Source organism: uncultured Zhongshania sp. (genome assembly GCF_963975605.1).
In the GTDB taxonomy this organism is placed as follows: Bacteria; Pseudomonadota; Gammaproteobacteria; order Pseudomonadales; family Spongiibacteraceae; genus Spongiibacter; species Spongiibacter aquimaris.
On the sequence record NZ_CAXBHN010000024.1, the window covers coordinates 21,619 to 43,969 of the forward strand.

Below are 22,351 nucleotides of genomic sequence, written 5' to 3' on the forward strand. Positions count from 1 at the left end.
GTCTAATGACAGACACAAAGGATCCTATGATCCCCGACGGCCAGGTCACTCCAATAGATACCGATTATCAAGTAGGCCAAGATAATGTCTTGATAAGTGTTGGGCCGTTTGGCTTGGATATTCATAACCGGGTGTTTGCGATCTCTGCGTTTGCGGTCATCGCGTTTGTTGCTCTTACGCTGACTTTTCAGGCGCAAGCCGAGCCTTTGTTTAGCGGGGTTCGCGGCTGGTTAACAACAAACCTGGATTGGTTTTTTATTAGTGCCGCTAATATTTTTGTGCTGATTTGTATTGGGCTGGTGATTTCTCCCTTGGGCAGGGTGCGTCTCGGTGGTACCGAGGCAACGCCGGATTACAGCTATTTAGGCTGGTTTTCAATGTTGTTTGCCGCCGGTATGGGCATCGGCTTGATGTTCTATGGCGTGTCTGAGCCGCTCACACACTTTTCCACGTCGTTCGCTGGAACTGTCTCAGAGAATGGCGTGCGCACTGACTGGGCGCCATTGGGCGGCGCAGTGGGTGATGCCGAGGCCTCGCGGCGTTTAGGGATGGCCGCAACTATTTATCACTGGGGGATGCATCCCTGGGCTATATACGCGCTGATGGCCTTAGGCTTGGCGCTGTTCTCGTTTAACAAAGGTTTGCCGCTGACGATACGCTCAGTGTTTTATCCGATTTTGGGTGAGCGAGTGTGGGGCTGGCCCGGACATATCATCGATATTTTAGCGGTATTAGCGACGCTGTTTGGTTTGGCGACATCACTCGGTTTGGGGGCATCTCAAGCTACCGCTGGTCTTCACTATTTATTTGGTGTTCCTTTAGGTGGCACCACCCAGATTCTATTGGTGGTCGGGATTACCGCGCTGGCGTTGATCTCGGTAGTAAAGGGCTTGGATGCCGGTGTTAAAAGATTATCTGAAATAAACATGATGCTGGCGCTACTGCTGCTGGTTTTCGTGGTGATTGTGGGGCCGACCTTATTAATTGTTACTGGCTTTTTTGACAATCTTGCTGCGTATCTGAGCTATTTGCCTGCGCTAGCTAATCCAGTAGGGCGCGAAGACAGTAATTTTGCATCCGGTTGGACGGCGTTTTATTGGGCTTGGTGGATCTCGTGGAGTCCCTTTGTAGGGATGTTCATTGCGCGCGTCTCGCGCGGTCGCACAGTGCGGGAGTTTATTATTTCGGTGCTGTTGATTCCGTCATTTGCCTGCGTGTTTTGGATGACGGTATTTGGCGGTACGGCCATCAAACAAGTTGTGGTGGATGGCTATCAGCAGGTCGTTGAGGCGGAATTGCCACTACAGCTGTTTAGCATGCTTGATGCGTTACCCTTGTCTGGCATTACTTCCTTTATCGCTATTGTGCTGGTGATTGTGTTCTTTGTTACCTCGTCTGATTCCGGGTCTTTAGTGATTGATGTTATTTCAGCCGGCGGCAAGGTAGATGCGCCTACCCCTCAGCGGGTATTCTGGTGCTTATTTGAAGGCTTGGTCGCGATATCACTTATTGTGGGTGGCGGTTTGGTGGCATTACAAGCTATGGCGGTATCGACCGGCTTACCCTTTACCCTTGTGCTGTTGGTGGCGGCGTTTTCCACGGTAAAAGGCCTAATGTCAGAGCCTAGATAAAAGCCGAGCTGATTGGCGTTTGTCTTTGGCCAATAGAGTTGGTGGGAGACAGCGTCAGTTAGTACATCACGGAGCAGGACCATGCAGGCTGAGCAATCGGAAGTTCTGGATTTTTTCAGGCGTCACTCGCCATTCTCTGATTTGCCAGAAGAGGTGCTGACCAGCGTTGCGAACAATGTAGAGATCGCATACTACCGAGCGCAGTCGGCGATTTTGCCGCTAGGGCAAGACAATCATCATTGGTATGTGATTCGCAGCGGCGTGGTAGAAGTGTTTCGCCGTGACGGAAAGCTCTATAACCGGCTTGGCGAGGGCGACTTTTTTGGTGAGCAAAGTTTGATGCTCAGTCGCCCAATTCGTTTTCCTGTTACCGCGTTGGAAGACACGCTGGTTTACCTGATCGGTGAGGAAACATTTAATTATTTATTCGATAATTTTGAGCATTTTGCCGATTTTGTCGAAGTGGAAGATCTAACCCGTTTACGTCAGTCCACAGCCAAGAGTGAAGACGACGACAGCTTATTAACCGCTAAGGTCGCTACCTTAATTACCAGTTTGCCTGTGTCTGTGTCCCGTACAACAACGGTCCATCAAGCGGCAATTCGAATGACTGAAGAAAACGTATCGTCACTGCTGGTTATTGATTCAGAAAAAGGTCAGGACGTCTCGTCCGGCAGCGTGGTCGGTATTGTGACGGATTTAGATATCCGTAGCCGTCTGGTTGCAAAGGGCTTGAGTACGGATATTGCGGTTGCCGACATCATGAGCACCGACTTGATTTATGTGCAGAGCAACCACTTTGTGTTTGATGCCATGATGCTTATGCTCAAGCATAACGTGCAGCATCTGCCGGTCCTAAAAAAGGAGCAGCATATTGGTCTGATTAGTCACCTCGATATCCTGCGTTACGAATCGCAAAACAGTTTGTTTGTGGTCAGAAGTATTTCTAATGCCCAAAGCGTTGATGATTTGGCCGCCCTTAAACAGGAAGTGGAGGCGAGCTTTACGCGAATGGTTTATCAGGACGCCAATTCAAAAATGATTGGCAGTGCGATGGCCGCCATAGGACGTAGTTTTAAACAACGTTTGTGTGAGCTTGCTGAGGCCGAGTTGGGGGCGCCACCGGTTCCGTATTGTTTTCTCGCCTTGGGATCAATGGCGCGAGGCGAGCAATTGATCGTCACTGATCAAGACAATGCACTCATACTCGACAATAGCTTTGAGCCCAAATTACACGATGACTATTTCAAAGCGCTGGCGACCTTTGTCAGTGACGGTTTGGCGCGCTGTGGTTATAGCTATTGCAGCGGAAATATTATGGCGAGCAATATTCACTGGCGGCAACCATTGGCTGTTTGGCGGCAATACTTTACTGAATGGATCCAGAAGCCTAATGCAGAGTCGTTATTGCACAGCGGTATTTTCTTCGACCTGGAAGGCGTTTGGGGGCAAACCAACTGGGCAAAAGAACTGAATCAGCTGATACGACAAGCGGCGACTAAAAACTCTCGGTTTTTAGCATGCATGTCTCGTAATGCTTTACTCAGAACGCCGCCACTGGGATTTTTCAAAGATTTTGTCATGGAGACAGATGGCCGTCAGACCAATTCAATTAATATGAAACGGCGTGGAACCGCCCCGATTGCCGACCTTGTGCGTGTGCATGCCCTCGCTGTTGGTTCACAGGCACGCAATACCTTTGAGCGACTGGAAGATATTATTGAGGCGGGGATTCTACCGCCAGGCAGGGGGCTCGATTTACGCGACGCACTTGAGTTTATCGCGATGGTCAGGATTCGGAATCAAGTCTCTGATATCGAGCTAAAACGCGAGCCAGACAATAATATTGAGCCAGAGTATTTGTCCGATTTTGAACGTAAAAATCTTAAAGAAGCGTTTCAAATACTAAGTAGTGCCCAGCGTTATATGAAGTTCAGGTATCAACCTGGCCGAGTGAACTGAGGGGCGTGTGTGTTTTACATTGGTAAAAACCAACTTGCACGTCAGGGAAAAACGCTGGCAAAGACCAAGCAACTGGATTGGTCCAGCCGTTTCGCATCCCTAGCCAAAACCAGTAAATACCCGGCATTAAAAGCGTTTTATCAACAGAGCGTTATTGCGGCATCAACGCCAATGGCCGAGGTGCCGATGGTGGCCTTGGATTTTGAAACCACAGGTTTGGACCCGAGCCGCGACAGCATCGTGAGTATTGGCTTGGTGCCGATGAGTATCAGTCGTATACGTTGCGGCGAGTCTAAACACTGGATTATAAAACCGGAGACTAACTTGCATACAGCATCGGTTGTGGTACACGGGATTACCCATTCGGCCGTTGCTGATGCCCCGGATTTTTCGAATGTAATTGATACTTTACTAGGGTGTTTGCAGGGCAAGATTGTTGTGGCGCACCACGCGCCGATTGAACGACGCTTTCTGCATGCTGCATTGATGCGGCATATCCAGGAGGGAATCGAATTTCCGGTTATCGACACGATGGCGATAGAGGCGCAATTCAGTCGCCGCAAGTCGCAAGAAATTTGGCGCAGTTTATTAGGGCGTCAGCGGACGTCTATACGTCTCACCGATAGTCGTACCCGCTATCATTTGCCCTACTATCGACAGCATAACGCCTTGACTGATGCGATAGCTTGCGCCGAATTGCTGCAGGCCCAGTGTGTCACTCATCTGACACATGATACCCCGGTAAGCGCTATTTGGAGTTGAGTGTTGGGCGGATTACCGTGGCGCTAAGTTTGGTGACAGTCATCTCGCAGCTTAAGCCAACTTGCTCACCCAAACCCCCACGTCTAAGGTCGATTTCGGCTCGCCAATAAATGACCCTTCAATAGGTGGTACCGATTTAGACAGCCGCGCAACGGCGACGGGAATATGATCTGTACCGGCCATGGCGCCAATAGTCGGGTCGAAGCCCTTCCAGCCTGCGCCGGGCAAATAGACCTCTGCCCATGCGTGGGTTGCGCCCGCGGCATCTAGGCCCGGCGCGTGCAAATAGCCGGTGACAAAGCGCGCTGCCATTCCCATGCACTTTGCGGCGTCCATAAATAATTGGGCGAAGTCGCGGCAGGAACCGGTGTTGCAGGCCAGGGTTTCTTTGGCGGTTTGTACGCCGGGTTCTTCGCGTAATTTATATGTAAAGTTTTTGAATATGTGACTGGCGATGCGCTGCAGTGCGGTGTAGGTCTGAATTTTTTCGCCTGCTTGCCACAGCTGCTGGGTCCACTGTTTGATCTGTTGCTGGGTGTCTTGATCCGGCAGCTGCATATAGGGGCTGAGCAAGACTTGATCGTCCTGGGTGTAGTTGAACGGGTAGTGAACGGCGTAATCGGCAACCATAAAATTGAGCGGCGCTTCATTGTATTGCTGGATGATGAGTTCGCTTTCAAATACCAGCTGCTGAGTAGCAGTATCGAATGTGGCGGTGGCGACCGAGTTGCCCTCGGCATCGCGATGCCAGAGCAGGGTGGCATTCGGTGTGATGTTGAGGGAAAACGATTCTATGCGTAGCTCGTAATCTTCTCTGGGACGCAGGCGCAGGAAGTGCGGCCCAAGGGTTACCGTGGACGAAAAATTATAATAAGTGCGATGGAGGATTTTGTAGCGCTGCATAGTGCTTCCAGTGTTGAAACGGGTGTCCGTTAATTTACAACGGTGCTTTCGTTAATTTGCTCTACGCTAATTACCTGGCTGGAAGGGTAAACCCCCGGTCCAAATTGATTGTAAACGGCGACGTCAGCGGCATCGCGGCCATAGCCAATAGATACATAACCTCCTTTGAGAACCGGCTGGGTTGCATCGAAGGTGTACCAGCGGTCGCCTACATAGGCTTCAAACCACGCGTGTAGATCCATTGGTTGTAAGCCATATAAATAACCCACCACCATGCGCGCGGGAATGCTTAAGCTTCGGCACAGGGCGATGCCGAGGTGAGCCATGTCGCGGCAGACTCCCCATTGTCTGGCGTTAACTTCTATGGCTGTCACTTGTACGTCGTTGGCGCCGGGGATGTAGCTAATGTTGTCGCGCAGCCAGTTTTCGATAGCGGCCACTTGGTCGTAACCTAAAAATTGCCCGTAGGTGATTTCTAGGGCCATTTGGCCAAAGCGATCAGATTCGCAGTAGCGACTGGGTAGCAGGTAGTTCAGAACGGCATCGGGCAGATTCTGAATCTCGACAAAAGGCGCGCCCGGTGCACGGTCTAAAAAGTCAGCAGTTTTGGCCTCAGCGCGGGTGTGAACCGAGAAGTGGCCCGGTTGCGCGACTAAGCGCTGGCAGAGATTGCCGTAGCCGTCGGTGAATTCAAATGCGGGTACGCTGGGAACCAGTTTGTATTGCTCGCTGGCTATCCATTGCTGGGCGCCACTGCGGGGCCTGAGCATAAGGACAAAGGGGGTGGGTACTTCAATATTAAACGACAGGTCACAGCTGGTTTTTAACCACATGTCTTGACTCCTTTTGGGTGAAGCAAGCTTGGATTCGCGGGCGTTGCATTACTTGGACAGCGTTATCGTTAAAATTCGCAGTGCTTTTCACTGCGTTTGCGAAGTACTTGGCGAAAAGATGTCAATCACGGCCATGGTATATCACATATACAGCGCGATTGTGATGCTTGGGGGAAATACTCTTGAATAATGGGGTGGTAATAGCGTGCGTGGTGCCCAGAACTGAGAACGTGATTAGCCGATACGGATTTAAGACCAGAATTGGGCTGGCAGGGAAATATCTAATTCGGTATTGCTAGTGGGGTGTGTAAATCGCAATCGTGACGCGTGCAGCAGCAATCGGTCGGCGGCCGCCTTTGCAGCGGGGTGGGCATAAAATTCACAGCCCAATATGGGGTGGCCGATGCTGGCGGTGTGAACCCGGAGCTGGTGCGAGCGACCGGTGACCGGAATTAAGCGCAATTTGCTGTGACCCTCTTGGTTCACGCCGCAATGTTCAAAGTGGGTTTGGGCGTGCTTGCCGTAGTCGAAATTGAGTTCTTGGCGGGGGCGATTGGGCCAGTCACAGGCGAGGGGCAGGTCGATAAAGCCTTTCATACTGGCAACTTGGCCGTATACGACGGACTGGTATTCTTTATAAATTTTGCGGTCCTGAAATAAACGGCTCAGGGCGCGATGGCTGTCTGGGTGGCAGGCAATAATCATCAGGCCAGAGGTGGCCATGTCCAGGCGATGAACAATGCTGGCATTGGGGTAGTCTTGGTTGATTCGGCTAATGAGGCAGTCTTTATTGTCTGGATGGCGGCCGGGGACTGACAGGAGTCCAGCGGGTTTGCTGACAATGAGTAGGTCGTCGTCAATGTGCAGGTACTCTATGGCCTCATTGCAATACGGCACAATAAAGTCGGCATTGCTGCCAGCGGGCTGTTCTGGGCTTGAGCTGTCGGTCATAGGGTGTTGATGGCTTGCGGCATGTGGAATACGCAAGTATACCGGATAATGACCGCTTAATTTTTAGTTCTTAGCGAGCTGGGAATGAGCGCAAAGAAGGATTCATTGTGGTCATTTTCATAGTACCAGCCGAGCTGATCAGCGCAGTGCTCACAGTGGGCGAACTGCCAGCGGTAGCCCTGAAACCAGCAGTGCTCCAACATGGCTTCGCCATTGATGATGGTGCCGGGGGCGGCGTTGAAACAGCAGACATCGTAGATAATGCCGTCGGGGTTAACAAAGCGGTGATGGTGTTGGTCGTTAATACGGGTGCGGTAATTGTTCGCCGTTATTGCCCTGCGACAATTGAGGCAAGAGATTAGCTGAGCGGGCTCGCAGTCTTGCAGTTGAAATAATACATCGTGCACCAGCTGCTTTATGGGCAAATTACTCATAGGCTTCTCCGATTGTTTTCGTTGCGCTTAAAGCGCGCGCCGAAAATTCCGGTAAAATACTTACCTTAGGTATTAACATATAAGGGTTCTGACTTTGCAGCAAGTGCTTTCATCAATAGAAATGGGTCATTCCTTGGCTGAGTTGTTGCAGGAGTTCCTGCCCACCGCACAGGTGGTGGAAACAGTCTTGCCCTTAGTGCCGGAAATGCCCTTGTATTTGTTAAGTGCCGATTTTCCCCAGCACGATTTGAGTCCAGAACAGACCCAGCGGATTATGAACTATCCGGCTTACTGGTGCTTTTGCTGGGCCAGTGGTCAGGTAATGGCGCGCTATATTTTTGATAATCCCGATTTGGTGTACGGTAAAAAGGTCCTGGATTTTGGTTGCGGCTCTGGGGTGGCGGCGATTGCCGCCAAGTTGGCCGGTGCCAGCGAAGTTATTGCCTGTGATCTAGACCAAGACGCGATTAGCGCAAGCCGCGCTAACGCCGCACTGAATGAGGCTGAGCTCCGTTATAGCGGTGATTTTTTCGCCAATGATGATGTATACGATCTGATCTTGGTCGCTGATGTTTTATATGATCGCGCCAATTTACCTCTGTTAGATGCGTTCTTGAAGCGCGCGCCGAAGGTGTTGGTTGCCGATTCACGGGTCAAGGATTTTCAAGTGGATGGCTACCAGTGGCTCGCCTTTCAGCGCGCCACTACGGTGCCAGATCTGGCGGAATCAGAAGAGTTTTCCCGCGTTAATCTTTATCTTGGTCAGCGTTAGCGAGCTTGTCGCTAATCGGTTTGGGCGGCAGCAGTGCCAGGAAGTTATCCCGCGCGATTTTCTGTGCGGTTTCTTTGCTTAAAGCTGATAGGAAGGGTGTGTATTCGCCCAGACTTGCGGCAATTTTGTCGTAGCTGCCGAGGGCATCGGAACCGATCATAAAACGTGTCGGGTATTGTTCTACCAATTTAAGCCAGCCGGCAGCGGCGTCCTGGTTTTTGTCGAGTAGATAGGGCTCTAAAACGGTCCACGATAAATCGATGTAGAGGTTGTCGTGGTCAGCCAGCAATTTCTCTAATTCTGTTAACAAGAAATCCAGTTTGTCTTGATAGCGGTGCAGTGTTGCGCTGGTGCCGGCGTGCGCCCAAATAAAATTAACGTCTTGGTGCGCGGCAAGGGCGTCTTTAATTTCACTGACATACAGCGGGTTGCGCTCGCGCTTTGAGGTGATGTTGCTATGCAGTAGCACGGGTAAATCGAATTCTGCAGCAACGCGATATACACGGTACATGGCCTCGTTGTTTGCCCGCGGGGTGTCGTCCTGGGTGAGGGCGGTGAGGTCGTCGTGGCGGGTGAGTACCTCGCCAATGCCCTGCCAAACGTTGGGGTAGGTTTCCAGCATTTGACGCAGATGTTTGTCGGCGTTTTTGTCGGTGGGGTTAAAGCCGCATAAGAACGGATGCAGTCTTTCACGCTGTTCTTTGGGCAGCTTGCGATAAGCTTCGGCGACGTAGCTGTCGGTGGCGCTATACCAGTACATGCCGGCGTCGTCACCGGCGTAGTAGCGCGGTCGTTTCGGCTCGTTCTCATGCCATTTTTTCATGAGTGGAATACCGCTGATCATGGCGTGGTCAATCCCGCCTTTGTCCATCGCGCGAATGAGATCGGGTAGGGGGTCGCCCTCTTGAAAGAAATCAACTATGTGGAGATGGGCGTCGCTATAAGAATACTTAGTGCCGGTGGATTTGGCTGTATCGGCAAAGTTGCTGGGGGATGCCAGGGCGAGTAACAGGGCGACCAGAGTGTATATGTGAGCGGCAAATCGGCCTTGTCGTAATTTGGGCATTGTGTCCTCAGCGATCGGATTGCGAGCATTCAGACAGGTGCTTGGCTGTCGGGTTCATTGTTTCGTCGCAGTGAATCGTGGCGCTCCGGTTCAAGGGTGTGGTTGGGTGGTGAGCAGGAGGTGCTAGAGTGGGGGTTTACGCGCCGAAATTCGCCAGCCGTGGGTCTAGTGGTTTAGTGGCTTGCGCGGTGTTATCACCCGAATTAGCACCACTCTGCTGTTGGGCGCGGCGCTGAATGTGGTTAATACGTTGGCGTAAGTCGGGATGGCTAGTAAATAAGGCCTGCCAGCGTGCCTGTCCATGTTGTGCCAGGACCTTGCTAAAAAATTGTTCGGCGCCGGCTAAGTGGCCGTAGTGATTTTCTAGCGTGGTGAGGGCGGCGTCATCTGCCTTGCTCTCCATTTGGCGACTAAAACCTAGCATGGTGAGTAGGCCTGTTTGCTGGGTGGTGTTCTGCAGTGCGGTGGCATTTTGTCCGCCGGTGACAATACTTAAAAACAGCTGAACCAGCAGGCCGCCGCTTAAAGACTGGGCAGGGTGTCGAAATTTAATATGGGCAATTTCATGGGCCAGCACCATCGCCAGAGCATTTTCTGACGACACCTCTTTCAGCAAGCCAGTGGTGACAAAGATATGACCGCCAAGGGTGGCAAAGGCATTGGGTGTATTCGCTTGGTCGAGAAGATGGAAATGCACGCTGATGTCTGAGCCTAGATCAGCTTGCGCAGCGAGTTGCTGACCAAGATCTTGCACGGCGGCTTCGGCCTCCTGCAAGGCGAGGCTGGATTCGGTTTTCGACTTGGACCATTCACCGTATTTGTTAGCTAATTGCTGTTCGTAACGAAAGGGGATGTGGGGCGCCAATGTGTTTGCAAATAGCAGCAGAAGGGCGACGCTTGCGCCAAGTACGAAAAGCACCCCCGCAAGTAAAATAAAGAATTCCTTGAGGGGGTTATCCGTAGAGGTATTTATGCCCTCGGGGATTTTCGGGTTTTGCTGGACGAAGCTCACAGTGTAATGGCGCTTGCTTCTAAAGCCTTAGGTGATAAGGCGGTGCCATAGGCCAGGACTTCAATAGAACCAATGCCTTTATTGTTGTTGCCAGATACGCGGCTGGTTTCAAATTTGGTGTTGATGATAGCCTCGGCGCCAGCTATGCGAGCTTGTTCCTGCATGCGCAGCAAGGCTTCGCGACGGGCGCGGTCTAGCAAGGTCTCATAGCTGCGAATACGGCCACCGACGAGCGCTCGCAGTCCAGCTGATACCCGCTTGAAGTAATCTACTGAAATGACCACATTGCCGCTAACGAGTGCGGCGTTGTGATTCATAAACTCTATCGGGGGAAAGCGGTCGGTCGACACCACAATTTGGCGCAGCTCGTCTTCGCGGGCGAAGATGCTTTGGTAGTGTTTTGCTTCGGCTCGGCGTCCAAAGAAAAAACCAAGCCCCAGTAGTGTTGCAAATAGGCCTAACTGGATAAGGGCATCCATGGCTATTTTTCCTCGAGAAAAACAGCGGTGCCATACGCTAATATTTCAGATGCGCCGGCGGCGATAGAGGACGTGGAGTAGCGCACATTGATCACGGCGTTGGCGCCGATTACCCTGGCTTGCTCGATCATGCGGTCCGTCGCTTCCTGGCGGGCTTCAGAAAGTAATTCGGTGTAGCCGCCGAGTTCGCCGCCAAAGATGTTCTTTAAACCAGCCAAGATGTCTTTACCCGCGTGTTTGGCGCGAACAGTACTACCGAGTACTAAGCCGAGGTGCTGAGATACGCGTTTGCCGGGGATGATTTCTATATTGCTGATTAGGATGTTGGTCATTACCTGTTCCTTTGGTATTTAAATTAATGCGCTTACCTGCAAGATGCTGCGACTTGGATGTGTAGTTAGGGTCTATCAAACCTTGTTTTTGTAGACGTGTCTATATTGGATTTCTAAAAGCGGAGTCTGCACTTCTTGCCGGCCACAGGCGGACGGCTAGGGGCCCTTTAGCGATCGATGTGGGCTATGCCTTGCTGGTGGCTGGCACTGAGAGTTTGTTACCTCCGGTTTGCAGCAACTCATAAAAGGCCTTGGTCAATGGGTTTAGGTGTTTACCTTTTGGATACACGGCGCACCAAGATCGGCGAATTGGAAACCCGTCTACGGCAAGTTCGCGTAGTTTGCCCGTACTGATGTCTTCCGCGACCAGTGCCGCCGGCAGCACGGCGCAGCCATCACCATTGAGCAGGCATTGCCGAATAGCGAGATTGCTGCCCACCTGGCGTACGTACTGAATCACACAGCTTTGTTGGCGGCAGAATGATTCGAATATTTGGCGGCTCCCGGAACCCGGTTCGCGCAGCAGCAGGGGATGTTCAAGCAACTGGATAAGGCTGATGCCGTGGCTTTCGCTTTGCTGTGTTAGTGGGTGGTTCGGCGAGGCCACGACTAATAATTGGTGTTCTGCGAAGGGCGTGTAGCTGAGGGCTCGGCCTTCAGGTACTTGGGTCATTATGGCCAAATCATCGAGGTTATCTGCCAGGCGCTCCAGCAAGCGTTGATGGTTAACCACGTGCAGGCTGATATTGACGTCCGGGTGCTGGAGGCAAAATTGATTGATATAACTTGGTAGCAGCTGTTCGGCGCTGGATTCTATGGCGATATTGAGACTGCCTTGTAAACGACCATGAAGTTCAGTTAACTCTATTTCCAGGTGCACCAGACGCTGCTTGAGATCGCGGGCAGCGCGCTGCATGAGCTCGCCGGCGGAGGTTAAGAATAGCTGCTTGCCCAGGTAGTCAAACAGCGCTTGGCCGACGACATCTTCCAAACTGCGTATTTGCGAGCTGACCGCAGGCTGGGTTAGGGCCAGTTGCTGCGCTGCTTTGGAGTAGCTGCGGTGCTGGCAAACGGCCAGGAATACGTCCAGCTGGCGGAGGGTTAGGCGGTTTAGGTAGCTGACTTCCAAGGGATACTGAGCTCTCAAATTTTGCGCAAGTTCGCACCACTATAAGTAATTACTTATTCATATCAAAACAATTATTAATTTTTTATTTAGAAGGTTTTTCGGTACGGTGGCTGCATGTAATTTTAGGTGTATTGATTTGTGCGCCGGTGAAGTTGTTTTGCAATGGCTATTTAGCGATTGCCACAGCGATGGACTGAGCCATTCTTCCCAATAGGGAGTTCAGCTATGTTGAAAAAAATCCTGATCGCCAACCGCGGTGAAATTGCGGTGCGAATTGTGCGGGCCTGTGCCGAGATGGGCATACGGTCGGCGGCGGTGTATACCGAGCCCGACCGTTTCTCCCTGCATGTTAAGCGCGCCGACGAGGCCTATAACGTGGGCGCCGACCCGCTGGAGGGGTATTTAAATCCCCGTAAATTAGTGGCCTTGGCGGTGGAGACCGGCTGTGACGGCTTGCATCCGGGTTATGGATTTTTATCAGAGAACGCCGAGTTGGCCGAGATATGCGCCCAGCGTGGGGTGACCTTTATCGGCCCCAGCGCAGAGGTGATTCGCCGCATGGGCGATAAAACCGAAGCTCGCCGCGCCATGACGGCAGCCGGTGTGCCGGTCACGCCGGGTACAGAAGAGAATTTAAAAGGCGTTGAAGACGCGGTGACGGTGGCGGCTGGGATTGGCTATCCGGTGATGTTAAAAGCAACGTCTGGTGGTGGCGGCCGTGGTATTCGGCGCTGCGACAGCGAGGCGGATTTGCGGCGTCAGTTCGACCGCGTGGTGTCGGAGGCAACCAAGGCCTTTGGCCGCGCTGATGTTTTTCTAGAGAAATGCATCGTGAATCCGCGCCACATTGAGGCGCAGATTTTGGCAGACAGCCACGGCAATGTGATTCACCTCTTTGAGCGCGACTGCTCAATCCAGCGTCGCAACCAAAAACTCATAGAGATTGCGCCGTCTCCCCAGCTCACTCCAGAGCAGCGCGCTTATATCGGTGAGATGTCGGTGCGGGCCGCCGAGGCGGTTGGCTATGAAAACGCCGGCACGGTGGAGTTTTTGCTCGCCGATAATCAAATTTACTTTATGGAAATGAATACCCGTGTTCAGGTCGAGCACACCATCACCGAGCAGATCACCGGGGTGGATATTGTCCGCGAACAAATTCGTATCGCCTCTGGTTTGCCGCTCGGCTATCGCCAGCAAGATATTTCCTATCGCGGTTTTGCCATGCAGTTTCGGGTTAATGCCGAAGATCCTAAAAACGATTTTCTGCCCAGTTTTGGCAAAATCAGTCGCTACTATGCGCCCGGTGGTCCGGGGGTGCGGGTCGATACCGCGATTTACACCGGTTATACCATTCCGCCGTATTTCGACTCCATGTGTCTCAAGTTGATTGTCTGGGGCTTAACCTGGGAAGACGTGCTGGATAGGGGCGTGCGAGCGCTAAACGATATGCGCTTGCAGGGTGTGAAAACCACCGCGAGCTATTATCAGCAAATTTTAAAACACCCGGATTTTCGCTCCGGTCATTTCGATACCAGTTTTGTAGAAAGCCACCCCGAACTGACACAGTACTCGGATAAAAGCCGTCCTGAAGATATTGCGCTGGCGGTGGCTGCTGCCATTGCTGCCCACGCTGGCCTGTAAAAAATAGGAGTTGACGATGAGCCAAGATAAAGCTGTTCTGATTACTGATGTTGCGCTGCGCGATGGTCACCAGTCGCTGATTGCAACCCGTTTGCGCACCGAAGATATGCTGCCGGTGTGCGCCCAGCTGGACGCTATTGGGTTTTGGTCTTTAGAAGTCTGGGGCGGTGCGACCTTTGACGCCTGCGTGCGTTTTCTAAAAGAAGATCCGTGGGAGCGTCTACGTAAACTGCGCGAAGCACTGCCAAATACCAAATTGCAAATGCTGGTGCGGGGCCAAAATCTGTTGGGCTACCGTCATTATGCTGACGACGTGGTAGAGGCCTTCATTCAAAAGTCTGCTGACAACGGCATGGATATTTTCCGTGTCTTTGACGCCATGAATGACGTGCGGAATTTACAGACTGCGATTGCGGCGGTAAAGAAATCAGGCAAGCACGCGCAGGGCACGCTCTGCTATACCACGAGTCCCGTTCACAATACCGCCAAGTTCGTTCAACAAGCCAAGGACATGGTGGCGATGGGCGTCGACTCTATTGCGATTAAAGACATGGCGGGTTTGCTAACGCCCATGGCGACATCGGAGTTGGTCAGTGCGCTAAAAGATACTGTTGATGTGCCTTTGGCGCTGCATTCCCATATGACATCGGGCCTCGCCGGTTTGTGCCAGCTGAAAGCGATTGAGGCGGGTATCGATATTATCGATACCGCCATGTCGGCCTTCGCCAATGGCACCAGTCACCCAGCCACCGAAACAATGGTGGCGGCCCTAAAAGGCACACCGCGGGATTCCGGTTTAGATTTGCCAGCCCTGCAAGACATTGCCAGCCAGCTTTGGGAAGTGCGAAAAAAATACCATCAGTTCGAGAGCGAATTTACCCGCGAAGACGTCAGTGTGCAGATCAACCAAGTACCGGGCGGGATGATGTCTAACCTCGCCAACCAGCTCAAAGAGCAGGGCGCCTTGAACCGCATTGGTGATGTGTTTGCAGAAATTCCCGCGGTGCGCAAAGACCTCGGCTATCCGCCGCTGGTTACGCCAACGTCGCAAATCGTCGGCACCCAGGCGGTGATGAATATTCTGGCCGACAAGCGCTACACGACAATCACCAATGAAGTGAAACGGTACTTGCAAGGGCACTATGGTGCGGCGCCGGCCGAGGTCGATAAAGATCTGCGCGCTCGTGCGATTGGCTCGGAAGATGTGATCGATGTGCGCCCTGCAGATTTGCTGTCTCCCGAGCTGGCAAAACTTCGCAAGGAAGTGGGCGAGTTGGCCAAATCAGAAGAAGACGTGCTGACCTACGCGATGTTCCCGGATCTGGGTCGCGCATTCTTGACCGAGCGCGAAGCGGGCACTTTGGTGCCTGAAGTCCTTGAACCCATCGGGCAGGCAGCTCGACCAGTCAGTGAAGGCGGTGTACCTACCGAGTTCGTTATCGATGTACACGGTGAAAGCTATCAAGTCGCCATCACCGGTGTGGGCATTAAAGGCGCCGGTAAGCGCCATGTGTATATGACGCTGGACGGCATGCCCGAAGAGGTGGTGTTTGAGGCCCTGAATGAGTACAAGGCCGAAGGCGCCAGTGGTCGCAAGTCCGCCAGTAAACCGGGCCATGTCAGCACCAATATGCCGGGTAATATCGTCGAGGTACTGGTTGCCGTGGGTGACACGGTGAAAGTAGGGCAGGCGGTATTAGTGACCGAGGCTATGAAAATGGAAGCCGAAGTGCAGGCGCCAATCGCCGGTAAAGTCATCGAGATTTTTGTTAAGAAAGGTGACCGAGTGACACCGGGTGAGGTCTTGATAGAGATTGAGGCTGTTTAATTTACTGGTTTGCGTGGAAGGGCTTGATATTATAAATGATAACCATTATCATTTATTTCAAGTCAGGGCTGTGCTCAATGTGAGCCCCCATTTACACAGTACACTCTGATTCTCTCCGATTTGCCCCGCTTCACTATTGAATGCGGGGTTTTTTATTTTTATCAAGTAGTTATCTGGCTGTATTGATGTAATTTCTATGCATTGAAGTACTGTTAATTTATCGTGACGGCAAGCCAGACGGCGCGCCAACGACGTAGTTTTTCTTCGCTGTTCAGTTGTTTGGGTGAAACATCGACCGCTGGTTTTAGCTGTTCTTGACCTGTAATCAGGGTGCTATTGATAGCCCCTTTGAGTCCGGCGGGAAAAGGACAGGTGGCGGCGATCAATGTTTGGCAGTGAGTGCAACTTAAAAACACCGCTTGCTCTGAGCCCTGTCTGTTCTTTGCTAATGGGGTCGAAGAATAAATATCTAGCTGTCCGTCAGGGTCTGATAAATAAGACACATTGCGCTGCATACAAAAGTCGCAATCACATTTTCGCGCCTGATAGCTTTCCAGAGTGAGTGGCAGCAGAAGTGAGAAGTGCACGTTCTGGCAAGGGCATGATCCGGTGTATGTTTGCTTCACTGCAATGCCTCCGGTGGATGATCTATTGAGCATTGAGTTTGCTAGCGAAGAGCAGGCTGCGCTCCTCGCTACGCGCCACCACTAATAGAATGTTAGTTGCGGTAAATGGTTTGGATCAGGTGGTAGCCAAACTGGGTTTTCACAGGGCCGTGAACATCTAACACGGATTCTTTGAAGACCACGTCGTCAAAGGGTTTTACCATTTGGCCGGGGCGAAACTCACCGAGGTCGCCGCCTTTTTTGCCTGATGGGCAATCAGAAAATTTCTTTGCCAGCTCACCAAAATCAGCGCCTTTGGCAATTTGGTTTTTTAAATCTTGGGCTTGGTCTTGTGTCTTTACCAGGATGTGGCGTGCGCTAGCGACGGTCATGGATGAGTCCTTGTTGGATGATTTTGGCAATTATAGCAGGCGAAGCCGTGGCGAACAGGTATCGATTTACGAAATCGCCACGGCTGTTTTTATGGTCGCTTAAGGTGACGTCTCGTGGTGCCGAGACGCCATAAGGGCAGGCTGAATTAGAATTTATAGCCCATTGAGAATCGAACTGTGCGCGGCTCAATGACGTGATAGTGGATATCGTCGGTAGCTACGCCTGCCGGTTCACTCGCCAAGCGCGAGGCATAAAAATAATCGATATCGTGATCGTCGCTGTCGCTAAGATTGAGAACATCTGCCTTGAAGACCCAGTTGGTCATGCGGTAACCGGCGCGCAGATTCCAAATGGTGCTGTCGTCAGATTTGACGGAGCCGTCTTCTACCAAGGGTCTTTCGCCGAAGTGGCGCACACGCAGACTGCCGAACCAGCCACTGCTGAAATCAGCATTTAAGCCAGCCTGAAAAACATTCTTAATGGCGCCGGGGATTTTATTTCCTTCTGGAGCTGATTCAGTAAATTTCGAGTTCGTATAGGCGTACTCGATATCCAGGCTTATCTGGTCGGTAAAGTGGTAGTAGCCTGTGATTTCAATGCCGTTTCTTTCTGACGCGCGACTAGGCTCGGTATTGCCAGCGTCGCCGACAAATAATAGTTCGCTATCTAGTTCTAAGGTCCACAGTGAGATGGACGTGTTGATACGGTCGCTGATGAAGCCGCGTGCACCGAACTCGTATCCCAGAGAGCGCACCAGGGGGTCTACGCTATCGATGACACTGCCGTCAGTTGAATCTAGTCGAATCGTTGTGCCGCGAGCGTCATTTGAGTGGAAGCCTTGCCCAGCGGAAATATAGCCTTCCCACTCGTCATTAAAGGTATAAATCAGGCTGGCTTTTACAGAGCTAATGCTGTCGTCTGATGTGCCGCCGTTGTCACTCAGGTCGATACTATTAATATTAATACCGGTTTTGTCGTCGACATCAAAGTCATAGTAATCGTATCGCGCTCCCAGCACGCTGCGCAGCGAATCAGTCCATGTGATGCGATTTTCCCAGTACAAGCCGATGCTTGATTCTGTTACTTGGTCGCTGCGAATCGCGCCCAGTCGCTGACGCGCTTGGCTGCGATAAAGTCCAACTTCATTGATATCATCCACCCGCAGGTCGCCACCGAATTTATTACTCATGGTGCGGCCAGCCAATGCGCCCTCTAACAGGTAGGCAAGTTGGCCACCATAGATGGTGCGGTTGTCGACTTGTTCGAACTGGTCACCATTGGTTTCATCGTCGAGAAAGTAGGTGAAGTTGGACCACAAATTGAGATCGTAGTCGATGACATACGCTGAGCCTATCCAGTTGCCAAGCTCCAAATTGGCGTTCAGGCTGTAGCGACTTGATTCGCCGCCGACGGTTTTGTCGATGGAGCCTAATTCGTCAATAATTCCCTGATCTACCGCGCGCGAGGGAATTTGATCCGCGCTATTCCAGCTGTTGTCATAGGCCATCATGGTGAAACTAAGCCGGCCGTCTTCAAGCGGTATGGCGTGTTTTAGGAAGACGTTTATCTTGTCCAGGTCTTCTTCGATATCAGACCAAGGGCCATCATAGCGATTGCCTTCAACCGCGACAGTGGTGGTTCCGCCGGCGATTTTCAGGCTGTTCATTGCCAGCACGCGGTAAAAGTTGTCTTCACCCAAAGTGAGCTCGAGTAAACCTTGCTCTAGCGAACTCGTGGTGCTGATTTGCGCGCCGCCGGCACCGCTGAAATCTCCGACATCAGCGTAGTAAGCCCCTTTTTTATAGGCTAGCTGGGACACGACTTCGGGAATGAGAAAATTGAGATCAGAATAGCCCTGGCCGTGACCATGGGTGCGCATATTGACGGGCATACCGTCTACCGACGTGGCAAAGTCAGTCCCGTGGTCCAGGTTGAATCCGCGCAGAAAATACTGGTTGGCCTTGCCGGTGCCGCTGTGTTGGGTCACGACCATGCCCGGTACCAGCTCCAGTGCTTCTCCGGTGCGCAGCAGTGGCCGAAGCGAAATTTCCTGCTGGCCGACGACACCCTCTGATGCTGATACGGCTTCGCCGACGAGATTAATATGTCGTCCCTCTACCTCAACTGTTTCTATTTTTTGTTCAGCGGCGATAACTTGATTGCCACATAGTATTAATAAAACCCAACCTAGCCTTTTCATCGTATGTTCTCATATCTATTATTGACGGCGTACGGAATATGCCATCGGCAATTACACGCTTTGTCGAATGCGCTATTCTCCGCCACACTGTTAAAACCTATATGGGGTCGGTTTTTGTGAAATCCTTTACCGCAGAAATGGGACGCTTATTGCGTCACCGCCGAGAAAATCGGCAAGCGCCAACCTTGGGTGCGCGGGAATTGGAAGTCATGAAGATACTGTGGCGGGGTGACGTGCTGTCGGCACAGGACGTGTTGCAGGCAATAAGCGATAGCAGCTTAAGTCTGAGTACGATGCAAAGTACGTTGGAGCGTCTTTATAGAAAGGGACTGGTGGCTCGGGAAAAGAGCGGTCGCTACTATCTTTATCGCGCAGCCATTAGCAGGAACGCGGTTATTACCCAGCTGCTGGGGGAAATTGCTGATCAAGTTGGTGATGGTGAAATGGCACCGATGATTTCCGGTTTTATGTCGTTTATCGATCAGGAGACATCTGAGCCCCTCTGCTCTGAAATGCGTGATGCTATTCAGCGCCTACCTTCAGAACGCGATGACTAATACGCTCACGGTTATCGGGAATTATCTTTTCGGTTGGACTGTTATAAGTTTGGCGGTGTCTTGGTGCTTGGCACTTGTTTACCCGCTAATGCTGCGCTCTATGGCTCAGTCTTCAGCTGAGAGAGCATCGTTTTTTACGCTGATATACAGTTTGTTGGCGCCGCTTTCAGCGGTCTTCGCACTTATTATTTTGTCGCTACCAGAGCTGGCGTTTCCCTTTATTAGCGAGCATTGCCACGACGCGATTTGTTCGCCACACACTCTTCATATGACCACGGATACCGTTGAAGGTGTTCTCGCTGTGTTCGTGGTTGTTCTTATGCTGTCCGGTTTTGTTGTGTTAATGGCCAGACAGTTACACCGAAGTCGCCGGCACGTAAAAACATTGAGTGGTTTGTCTGAAGCTGGCTCTGCATCTTACCTCGTCGTGGAAAGCCCTCATCATATGGCATGGTGTGCTGGTTTTCTTAAGCCGCAAGTTTTTTTGTCCAGTGGCTTGGTCGATGTCATGGATACGCGGCAATTGCGGCTGATCCTTGCTCATGAGCGAACCCACGCTTTTCGTCGTGATAATTTGCGTAAGTGGGTTTTGCAATGGGTGACTATTGCTTGGCCTAGAGGTCGCAAGCAGCGCATAAGACAAAACTTCTCAAATTACAGTGAGCATATTTGCGACCTAGTTGCTGCGCGCTGTGAGAAAGGCGTGACAGAACTTGCCCAAGTTATAGAAACCTTGGCGACGTGTAATGGCGACGCTAGCAAGCCCATGAATTCCCTGGATCACCATCGGCAGCAGCGAATTGCCGCGTTGCAGAGAGAGTTACATTTGCAACAGGGAGAGGGAAAGCAAAGCTATGTTAAGCCCGCGGTCTTCGTAGCTTGCTCGTGGCTAATCGCCACAATGAGCGCAATCCATTTTGGCCACCCTTTGCTTGAGTGCTTGTCTCGGTGATTGAACGGCCGCTCGGGGCCGTAGAGAAGAGGTGTGGTAGTCGATCTGGGATGTATAAATGGGGTTGCTGATACAACCCCATTTAAAGTTCTGCATGAGCAGTTACTTATTTAAGTAAGTCTCTGCCGATAATCAATTTCATGACGTCGTTGGTGCCTATCTTCGATGGCGGCTCAGACCGCCAGCAACTTAATATGGTTGTACCATAAAATTCAAAAGAGCCAGTGGCATACCGGTGTCTACTAGCTAACGTAATGTTGCTGTCAGCAGGTATGCACCGGAAAGTGGCTATTGGGCGCTAGGTGATAAGAAGTATTGTTGAATCAGTTTTGTAACATTACTTTTGAGAACGTCACCCATATCGCCACCGAATGCACCTACTGATAGATCACTGTTTGCCACGGCAGAGTACTTTATTTCTTTAGTCTTTGGATCAACTACTTTAAGCACGGAATCCACCGATCCCTTGCCGGCACCAAAACCACCAAAATAGCGCGCTGCTCTGCTGCCATAAACCAAGTCAATATCAAGCTCCAAAGATAAAGCATCTGGTGAAGTATCATCTATTGATTTAATTAGTGTATATCGACTTTTCTCAATGTTAGTCTCTAGCTCATTCATTGCAAAGCCTTCCCACTCAAGCATTTTTTCTTGTAATTTCTGATTGGTTTTTGCCGCCGGCTCCTGAGAATGCACATCTACTTTGCTTATATAAATCTTTGTATAATTAAGGATATCTGCTGATTCGGCTTCAGTTTTCACATGGGCAGTACCGCATGCAGATAACAAGGCTGCTACAAAAAATGACATAAGTATTTTTTTCATTTTAATTCCTTTTTTTTTGTGTTTTTAAGTGTGGTTTAAAAAATTGGTTTTATATTATAAATATGGTAATGCAATGTGGAATGTTAGGCGGTTTTTCCGAATATGGTGGTTTTGGTTAAGAAGGATTGTTATTTTAAAATTCTAACCGATCCTTCGGTGTATGCTGGAATATATCCCTAACCAACGTTTTATTTACTTCAGAGAATCTACTAGTATTAGTCCGGATGAAGGCAGTAGTGTTGTAAAAACGCTGAATTATTGTTGGTATAAAGAAAATAATGATTAAGGGTGTTGCTCTCAGAATTGATAGAGGGCCGTTAGTCCAACATTATCTCCGTCCACATCAGCTCCTTGATTATCGCTTGCTGTGTAGGTAATGGCGGTATAACGAAGCCCAAGGAAAAGGTCGTCAGTCAACTTATAGTCATACTGAAGTATGAGTCCTGTAGCGTCGTCAAATTTAGCAGATGACTTTTCTTGACCATCGAAGTCAAGTTCAGCGCGTGGGGAGAAATGTTCTGTGATGCCAGCGCCGACCCGATGGCGTCCCGGATTGACAAAAACGAGGAGTTCTACCGGATATCGATCAAAGCTGGCATCACCATTCTTTGCGATGATTGAATCAAAATAATAATTTACAGTTAGCTGTACGGAAAATAGGCTTTGGGGCGGTGAAATGAGAATGCCGCCACCAATCATAAGCAGGTCGCCCGCTTTTATTTTTTCGCTGTCGGCATTTTTAAACTGCACTTTTGCGATGTCATCACCACCGTGAGTGATGGCCGACGTCACTATGCCGCGAATAACGGGTTTTTCGGGGTGGCTTGAATTAGTTTTTGCAAAAGCGGTAAGCGATGTCAATAAAAACACCACTGCAGATGTTAAACGAAGCATTCCATGCATTTTATCGCGTCCTTTGTTGTCAATTATCAAAAATCATATCTAGCTATGAAAGCAATATTTATTGATAGCAATATAGGTCTACTAGAACGAAAAAACAATATTGAAATTTAGATTTGATTAATCTTCCGCGGTTTCAAGTAATAAGTGCAATCCTTTCACGCAGCGAGTAAATCTTCTCGTT

22 protein-coding genes are annotated in these 22,351 nt (G+C 50.8%); 8 read left to right on the forward strand and 14 right to left on the reverse strand.

From position 1 onward, the window contains the following. The first annotated feature begins 5 nt into the window (after positions 1-5). The 3 genes from AAC007_RS15160 (at position 6) to AAC007_RS15170 (ending at position 4,355) form a co-directional block, all read left to right on the forward strand. A complete protein-coding gene (locus tag AAC007_RS15160) occupies positions 6-1,631 on the forward strand; it encodes a BCCT family transporter (protein ID WP_339677891.1) in 1,626 nt (541 codons plus the stop codon). 81 nt (positions 1,632-1,712) lie between these two features. Then, complete coding sequence (locus AAC007_RS15165) at positions 1,713-3,593, forward strand: DUF294 nucleotidyltransferase-like domain-containing protein (RefSeq protein WP_339677893.1); 1,881 nt, start codon at positions 1,713-1,715, stop codon at positions 3,591-3,593. Positions 3,594-3,602: 9 nt separating this feature from the next. Continuing rightward, complete coding sequence (locus tag AAC007_RS15170; protein WP_339677895.1) at positions 3,603-4,355, forward strand: 3'-5' exonuclease; 753 nt, start codon at positions 3,603-3,605, stop codon at positions 4,353-4,355. Between the two features lie 51 nt (positions 4,356-4,406). Here AAC007_RS15170 and AAC007_RS15175 read toward each other — a convergent pair whose 3' ends face one another. The 4 genes from AAC007_RS15175 to AAC007_RS15190 form a co-directional block, all read right to left on the reverse strand. Next, positions 4,407-5,258 (reverse strand): transglutaminase family protein, encoded by an 852-nt coding sequence (locus AAC007_RS15175; protein ID WP_339677897.1) that lies wholly within the window; start codon positions 5,256-5,258, stop codon positions 4,407-4,409. Between the two features lie 29 nt (positions 5,259-5,287). Next, positions 5,288-6,091 (reverse strand): transglutaminase family protein, encoded by an 804-nt coding sequence (locus AAC007_RS15180; protein WP_295872651.1) that lies wholly within the window; start codon positions 6,089-6,091, stop codon positions 5,288-5,290. 249 nt (positions 6,092-6,340) lie between these two features. Next, complete coding sequence (locus AAC007_RS15185; RefSeq protein ID WP_339677900.1) at positions 6,341-7,042, reverse strand: pseudouridine synthase; 702 nt, start codon at positions 7,040-7,042, stop codon at positions 6,341-6,343. Between the two features lie 56 nt (positions 7,043-7,098). Next, positions 7,099-7,476, reverse strand: a complete 378-nt coding sequence (locus AAC007_RS15190) for a cereblon family protein (RefSeq protein WP_295872645.1) — start codon at positions 7,474-7,476, stop codon at positions 7,099-7,101. Positions 7,477-7,579: 103 nt separating this feature from the next. Here AAC007_RS15190 and AAC007_RS15195 point away from each other — a divergent pair, with 103 nt between their 5' ends. Continuing rightward, positions 7,580-8,248 (forward strand): 50S ribosomal protein L11 methyltransferase, encoded by a 669-nt coding sequence (locus AAC007_RS15195; RefSeq protein ID WP_339677927.1) that lies wholly within the window; start codon positions 7,580-7,582, stop codon positions 8,246-8,248. On the opposite strand, the gene AAC007_RS15200 is transcribed toward AAC007_RS15195, so the two are convergent. The 5 genes from AAC007_RS15200 to AAC007_RS15220 all read right to left on the reverse strand — a co-directional run bounded on the left by AAC007_RS15200 (position 8,223) and on the right by AAC007_RS15220 (position 12,284). After that, positions 8,223-9,314: an amidohydrolase family protein gene (locus AAC007_RS15200; protein WP_339677902.1), complete on the reverse strand. Its 1,092-nt coding sequence runs from the start codon at positions 9,312-9,314 to the stop codon at positions 8,223-8,225. The two genes, AAC007_RS15195 and AAC007_RS15200, sit on opposite strands and share 26 nt — an antisense overlap. Before the next feature lie 136 nt (positions 9,315-9,450). After that, positions 9,451-10,326, reverse strand: coding sequence for a M48 family metallopeptidase (locus AAC007_RS15205; RefSeq protein ID WP_339677904.1), 876 nt, complete (start codon positions 10,324-10,326; stop codon positions 9,451-9,453). Continuing rightward, entirely contained in the window at positions 10,323-10,805 is a 483-nt protein-coding gene (locus AAC007_RS15210) for a YbjQ family protein (RefSeq protein ID WP_339677906.1), read from the reverse strand. Before AAC007_RS15210 ends, AAC007_RS15205 begins: the two co-directional genes overlap by 4 nt. Positions 10,806-10,807: 2 nt before the next feature. Beyond that, a complete protein-coding gene (locus AAC007_RS15215; protein WP_296436317.1) occupies positions 10,808-11,137 on the reverse strand; it encodes a YbjQ family protein in 330 nt (109 codons plus the stop codon). 184 nt (positions 11,138-11,321) lie between these two features. Next, entirely contained in the window at positions 11,322-12,284 is a 963-nt protein-coding gene (locus tag AAC007_RS15220) for a LysR family transcriptional regulator (protein ID WP_339677908.1), read from the reverse strand. Positions 12,285-12,491: 207 nt separating this feature from the next. Between AAC007_RS15220 and AAC007_RS15225 the strand changes: the two genes are divergently transcribed. Both AAC007_RS15225 and oadA read left to right on the forward strand, forming a co-directional pair. Further along, on the forward strand, positions 12,492-13,907 hold the full coding sequence (locus tag AAC007_RS15225; RefSeq protein WP_296436319.1) for an acetyl-CoA carboxylase biotin carboxylase subunit: 1,416 nt from the start codon (positions 12,492-12,494) through the stop codon (positions 13,905-13,907). A gap of 16 nt (positions 13,908-13,923) precedes the next feature. After that, positions 13,924-15,735: a sodium-extruding oxaloacetate decarboxylase subunit alpha gene (oadA, locus tag AAC007_RS15230; RefSeq protein WP_339677911.1), complete on the forward strand. Its 1,812-nt coding sequence runs from the start codon at positions 13,924-13,926 to the stop codon at positions 15,733-15,735. A gap of 212 nt (positions 15,736-15,947) precedes the next feature. Here the strand turns inward: oadA and AAC007_RS15235 are convergent, their stop codons facing one another. The 3 genes from AAC007_RS15235 to AAC007_RS15245 form a co-directional block, all read right to left on the reverse strand. After that, positions 15,948-16,250 (reverse strand): hypothetical protein, encoded by a 303-nt coding sequence (locus tag AAC007_RS15235; RefSeq protein ID WP_339677913.1) that lies wholly within the window; start codon positions 16,248-16,250, stop codon positions 15,948-15,950. Between the two features lie 203 nt (positions 16,251-16,453). Next, positions 16,454-16,732 carry a peptidylprolyl isomerase gene (locus tag AAC007_RS15240; protein WP_339677915.1) on the reverse strand — a complete coding sequence of 93 codons (279 nt, stop codon included), beginning with the start codon at positions 16,730-16,732 and terminating at the stop codon, positions 16,454-16,456. A 146-nt stretch (positions 16,733-16,878) separates the two neighbouring features. Continuing rightward, complete coding sequence (locus AAC007_RS15245) at positions 16,879-18,933, reverse strand: TonB-dependent receptor (RefSeq protein ID WP_339677917.1); 2,055 nt, start codon at positions 18,931-18,933, stop codon at positions 16,879-16,881. Positions 18,934-18,971: 38 nt separating this feature from the next. Between AAC007_RS15245 and AAC007_RS15250 the strand changes: the two genes are divergently transcribed. Together AAC007_RS15250 and AAC007_RS15255 are read left to right on the forward strand one after the other, a co-directional pair. Beyond that, the gene (locus AAC007_RS15250) at positions 18,972-19,490 is read left to right on the forward strand and encodes a BlaI/MecI/CopY family transcriptional regulator (protein WP_339677919.1); all 519 of its coding nucleotides are present in this window, start codon (positions 18,972-18,974) and stop codon (positions 19,488-19,490) included. After that, a complete protein-coding gene (locus tag AAC007_RS15255) occupies positions 19,483-20,442 on the forward strand; it encodes a M48 family metalloprotease (RefSeq protein WP_339677921.1) in 960 nt (319 codons plus the stop codon). Before AAC007_RS15250 ends, AAC007_RS15255 begins: the two co-directional genes overlap by 8 nt. Before the next feature lie 288 nt (positions 20,443-20,730). On the opposite strand, the gene AAC007_RS15260 is transcribed toward AAC007_RS15255, so the two are convergent. Both AAC007_RS15260 and AAC007_RS15265 read right to left on the reverse strand, forming a co-directional pair. Further along, complete coding sequence (locus AAC007_RS15260) at positions 20,731-21,267, reverse strand: hypothetical protein (RefSeq protein WP_339677923.1); 537 nt, start codon at positions 21,265-21,267, stop codon at positions 20,731-20,733. A 297-nt stretch (positions 21,268-21,564) separates the two neighbouring features. After that, complete coding sequence (locus AAC007_RS15265) at positions 21,565-22,200, reverse strand: outer membrane beta-barrel protein (RefSeq protein ID WP_339677925.1); 636 nt, start codon at positions 22,198-22,200, stop codon at positions 21,565-21,567. Positions 22,201-22,351 lie beyond the last annotated feature (151 nt).

Bases quoted from the DNA above. Each gene is read 5' to 3' on its own strand.
- AAC007_RS15200 (WP_339677902.1), bottom strand. From the start codon at position 9,314: ATGCCCAAATTACGACAAGGCCGATTTGCCGCTCACATATACACTCTG.
- AAC007_RS15215 (WP_296436317.1), bottom strand. From the start codon at position 11,137: ATGACCAACATCCTAATCAGCAATATAGAAATCATCCCCGGCAAACGC.
- AAC007_RS15255 (WP_339677921.1), top strand. From the start codon at position 19,483: ATGACTAATACGCTCACGGTTATCGGGAATTATCTTTTCGGTTGGACT.
- AAC007_RS15180 (WP_295872651.1), bottom strand. From the start codon at position 6,091: ATGTGGTTAAAAACCAGCTGTGACCTGTCGTTTAATATTGAAGTACCC.
- AAC007_RS15175 (WP_339677897.1), bottom strand. From the start codon at position 5,258: ATGCAGCGCTACAAAATCCTCCATCGCACTTATTATAATTTTTCGTCC.
- AAC007_RS15250 (WP_339677919.1), top strand. From the start codon at position 18,972: ATGCCATCGGCAATTACACGCTTTGTCGAATGCGCTATTCTCCGCCAC.
- AAC007_RS15260 (WP_339677923.1), bottom strand. From the start codon at position 21,267: ATGAAAAAAATACTTATGTCATTTTTTGTAGCAGCCTTGTTATCTGCA.
- AAC007_RS15165 (WP_339677893.1), top strand. From the start codon at position 1,713: ATGCAGGCTGAGCAATCGGAAGTTCTGGATTTTTTCAGGCGTCACTCG.
- AAC007_RS15240 (WP_339677915.1), bottom strand. From the start codon at position 16,732: ATGACCGTCGCTAGCGCACGCCACATCCTGGTAAAGACACAAGACCAA.
- AAC007_RS15225 (WP_296436319.1), top strand. From the start codon at position 12,492: ATGTTGAAAAAAATCCTGATCGCCAACCGCGGTGAAATTGCGGTGCGA.
- AAC007_RS15185 (WP_339677900.1), bottom strand. From the start codon at position 7,042: ATGACCGACAGCTCAAGCCCAGAACAGCCCGCTGGCAGCAATGCCGAC.
- AAC007_RS15210 (WP_339677906.1), bottom strand. From the start codon at position 10,805: ATGGATGCCCTTATCCAGTTAGGCCTATTTGCAACACTACTGGGGCTT.
- AAC007_RS15245 (WP_339677917.1), bottom strand. From the start codon at position 18,933: ATGAAAAGGCTAGGTTGGGTTTTATTAATACTATGTGGCAATCAAGTT.
- AAC007_RS15235 (WP_339677913.1), bottom strand. From the start codon at position 16,250: ATGCAGCGCAATGTGTCTTATTTATCAGACCCTGACGGACAGCTAGAT.
- AAC007_RS15190 (WP_295872645.1), bottom strand. From the start codon at position 7,476: ATGAGTAATTTGCCCATAAAGCAGCTGGTGCACGATGTATTATTTCAA.
- oadA (WP_339677911.1), top strand. From the start codon at position 13,924: ATGAGCCAAGATAAAGCTGTTCTGATTACTGATGTTGCGCTGCGCGAT.
- AAC007_RS15160 (WP_339677891.1), top strand. From the start codon at position 6: ATGACAGACACAAAGGATCCTATGATCCCCGACGGCCAGGTCACTCCA.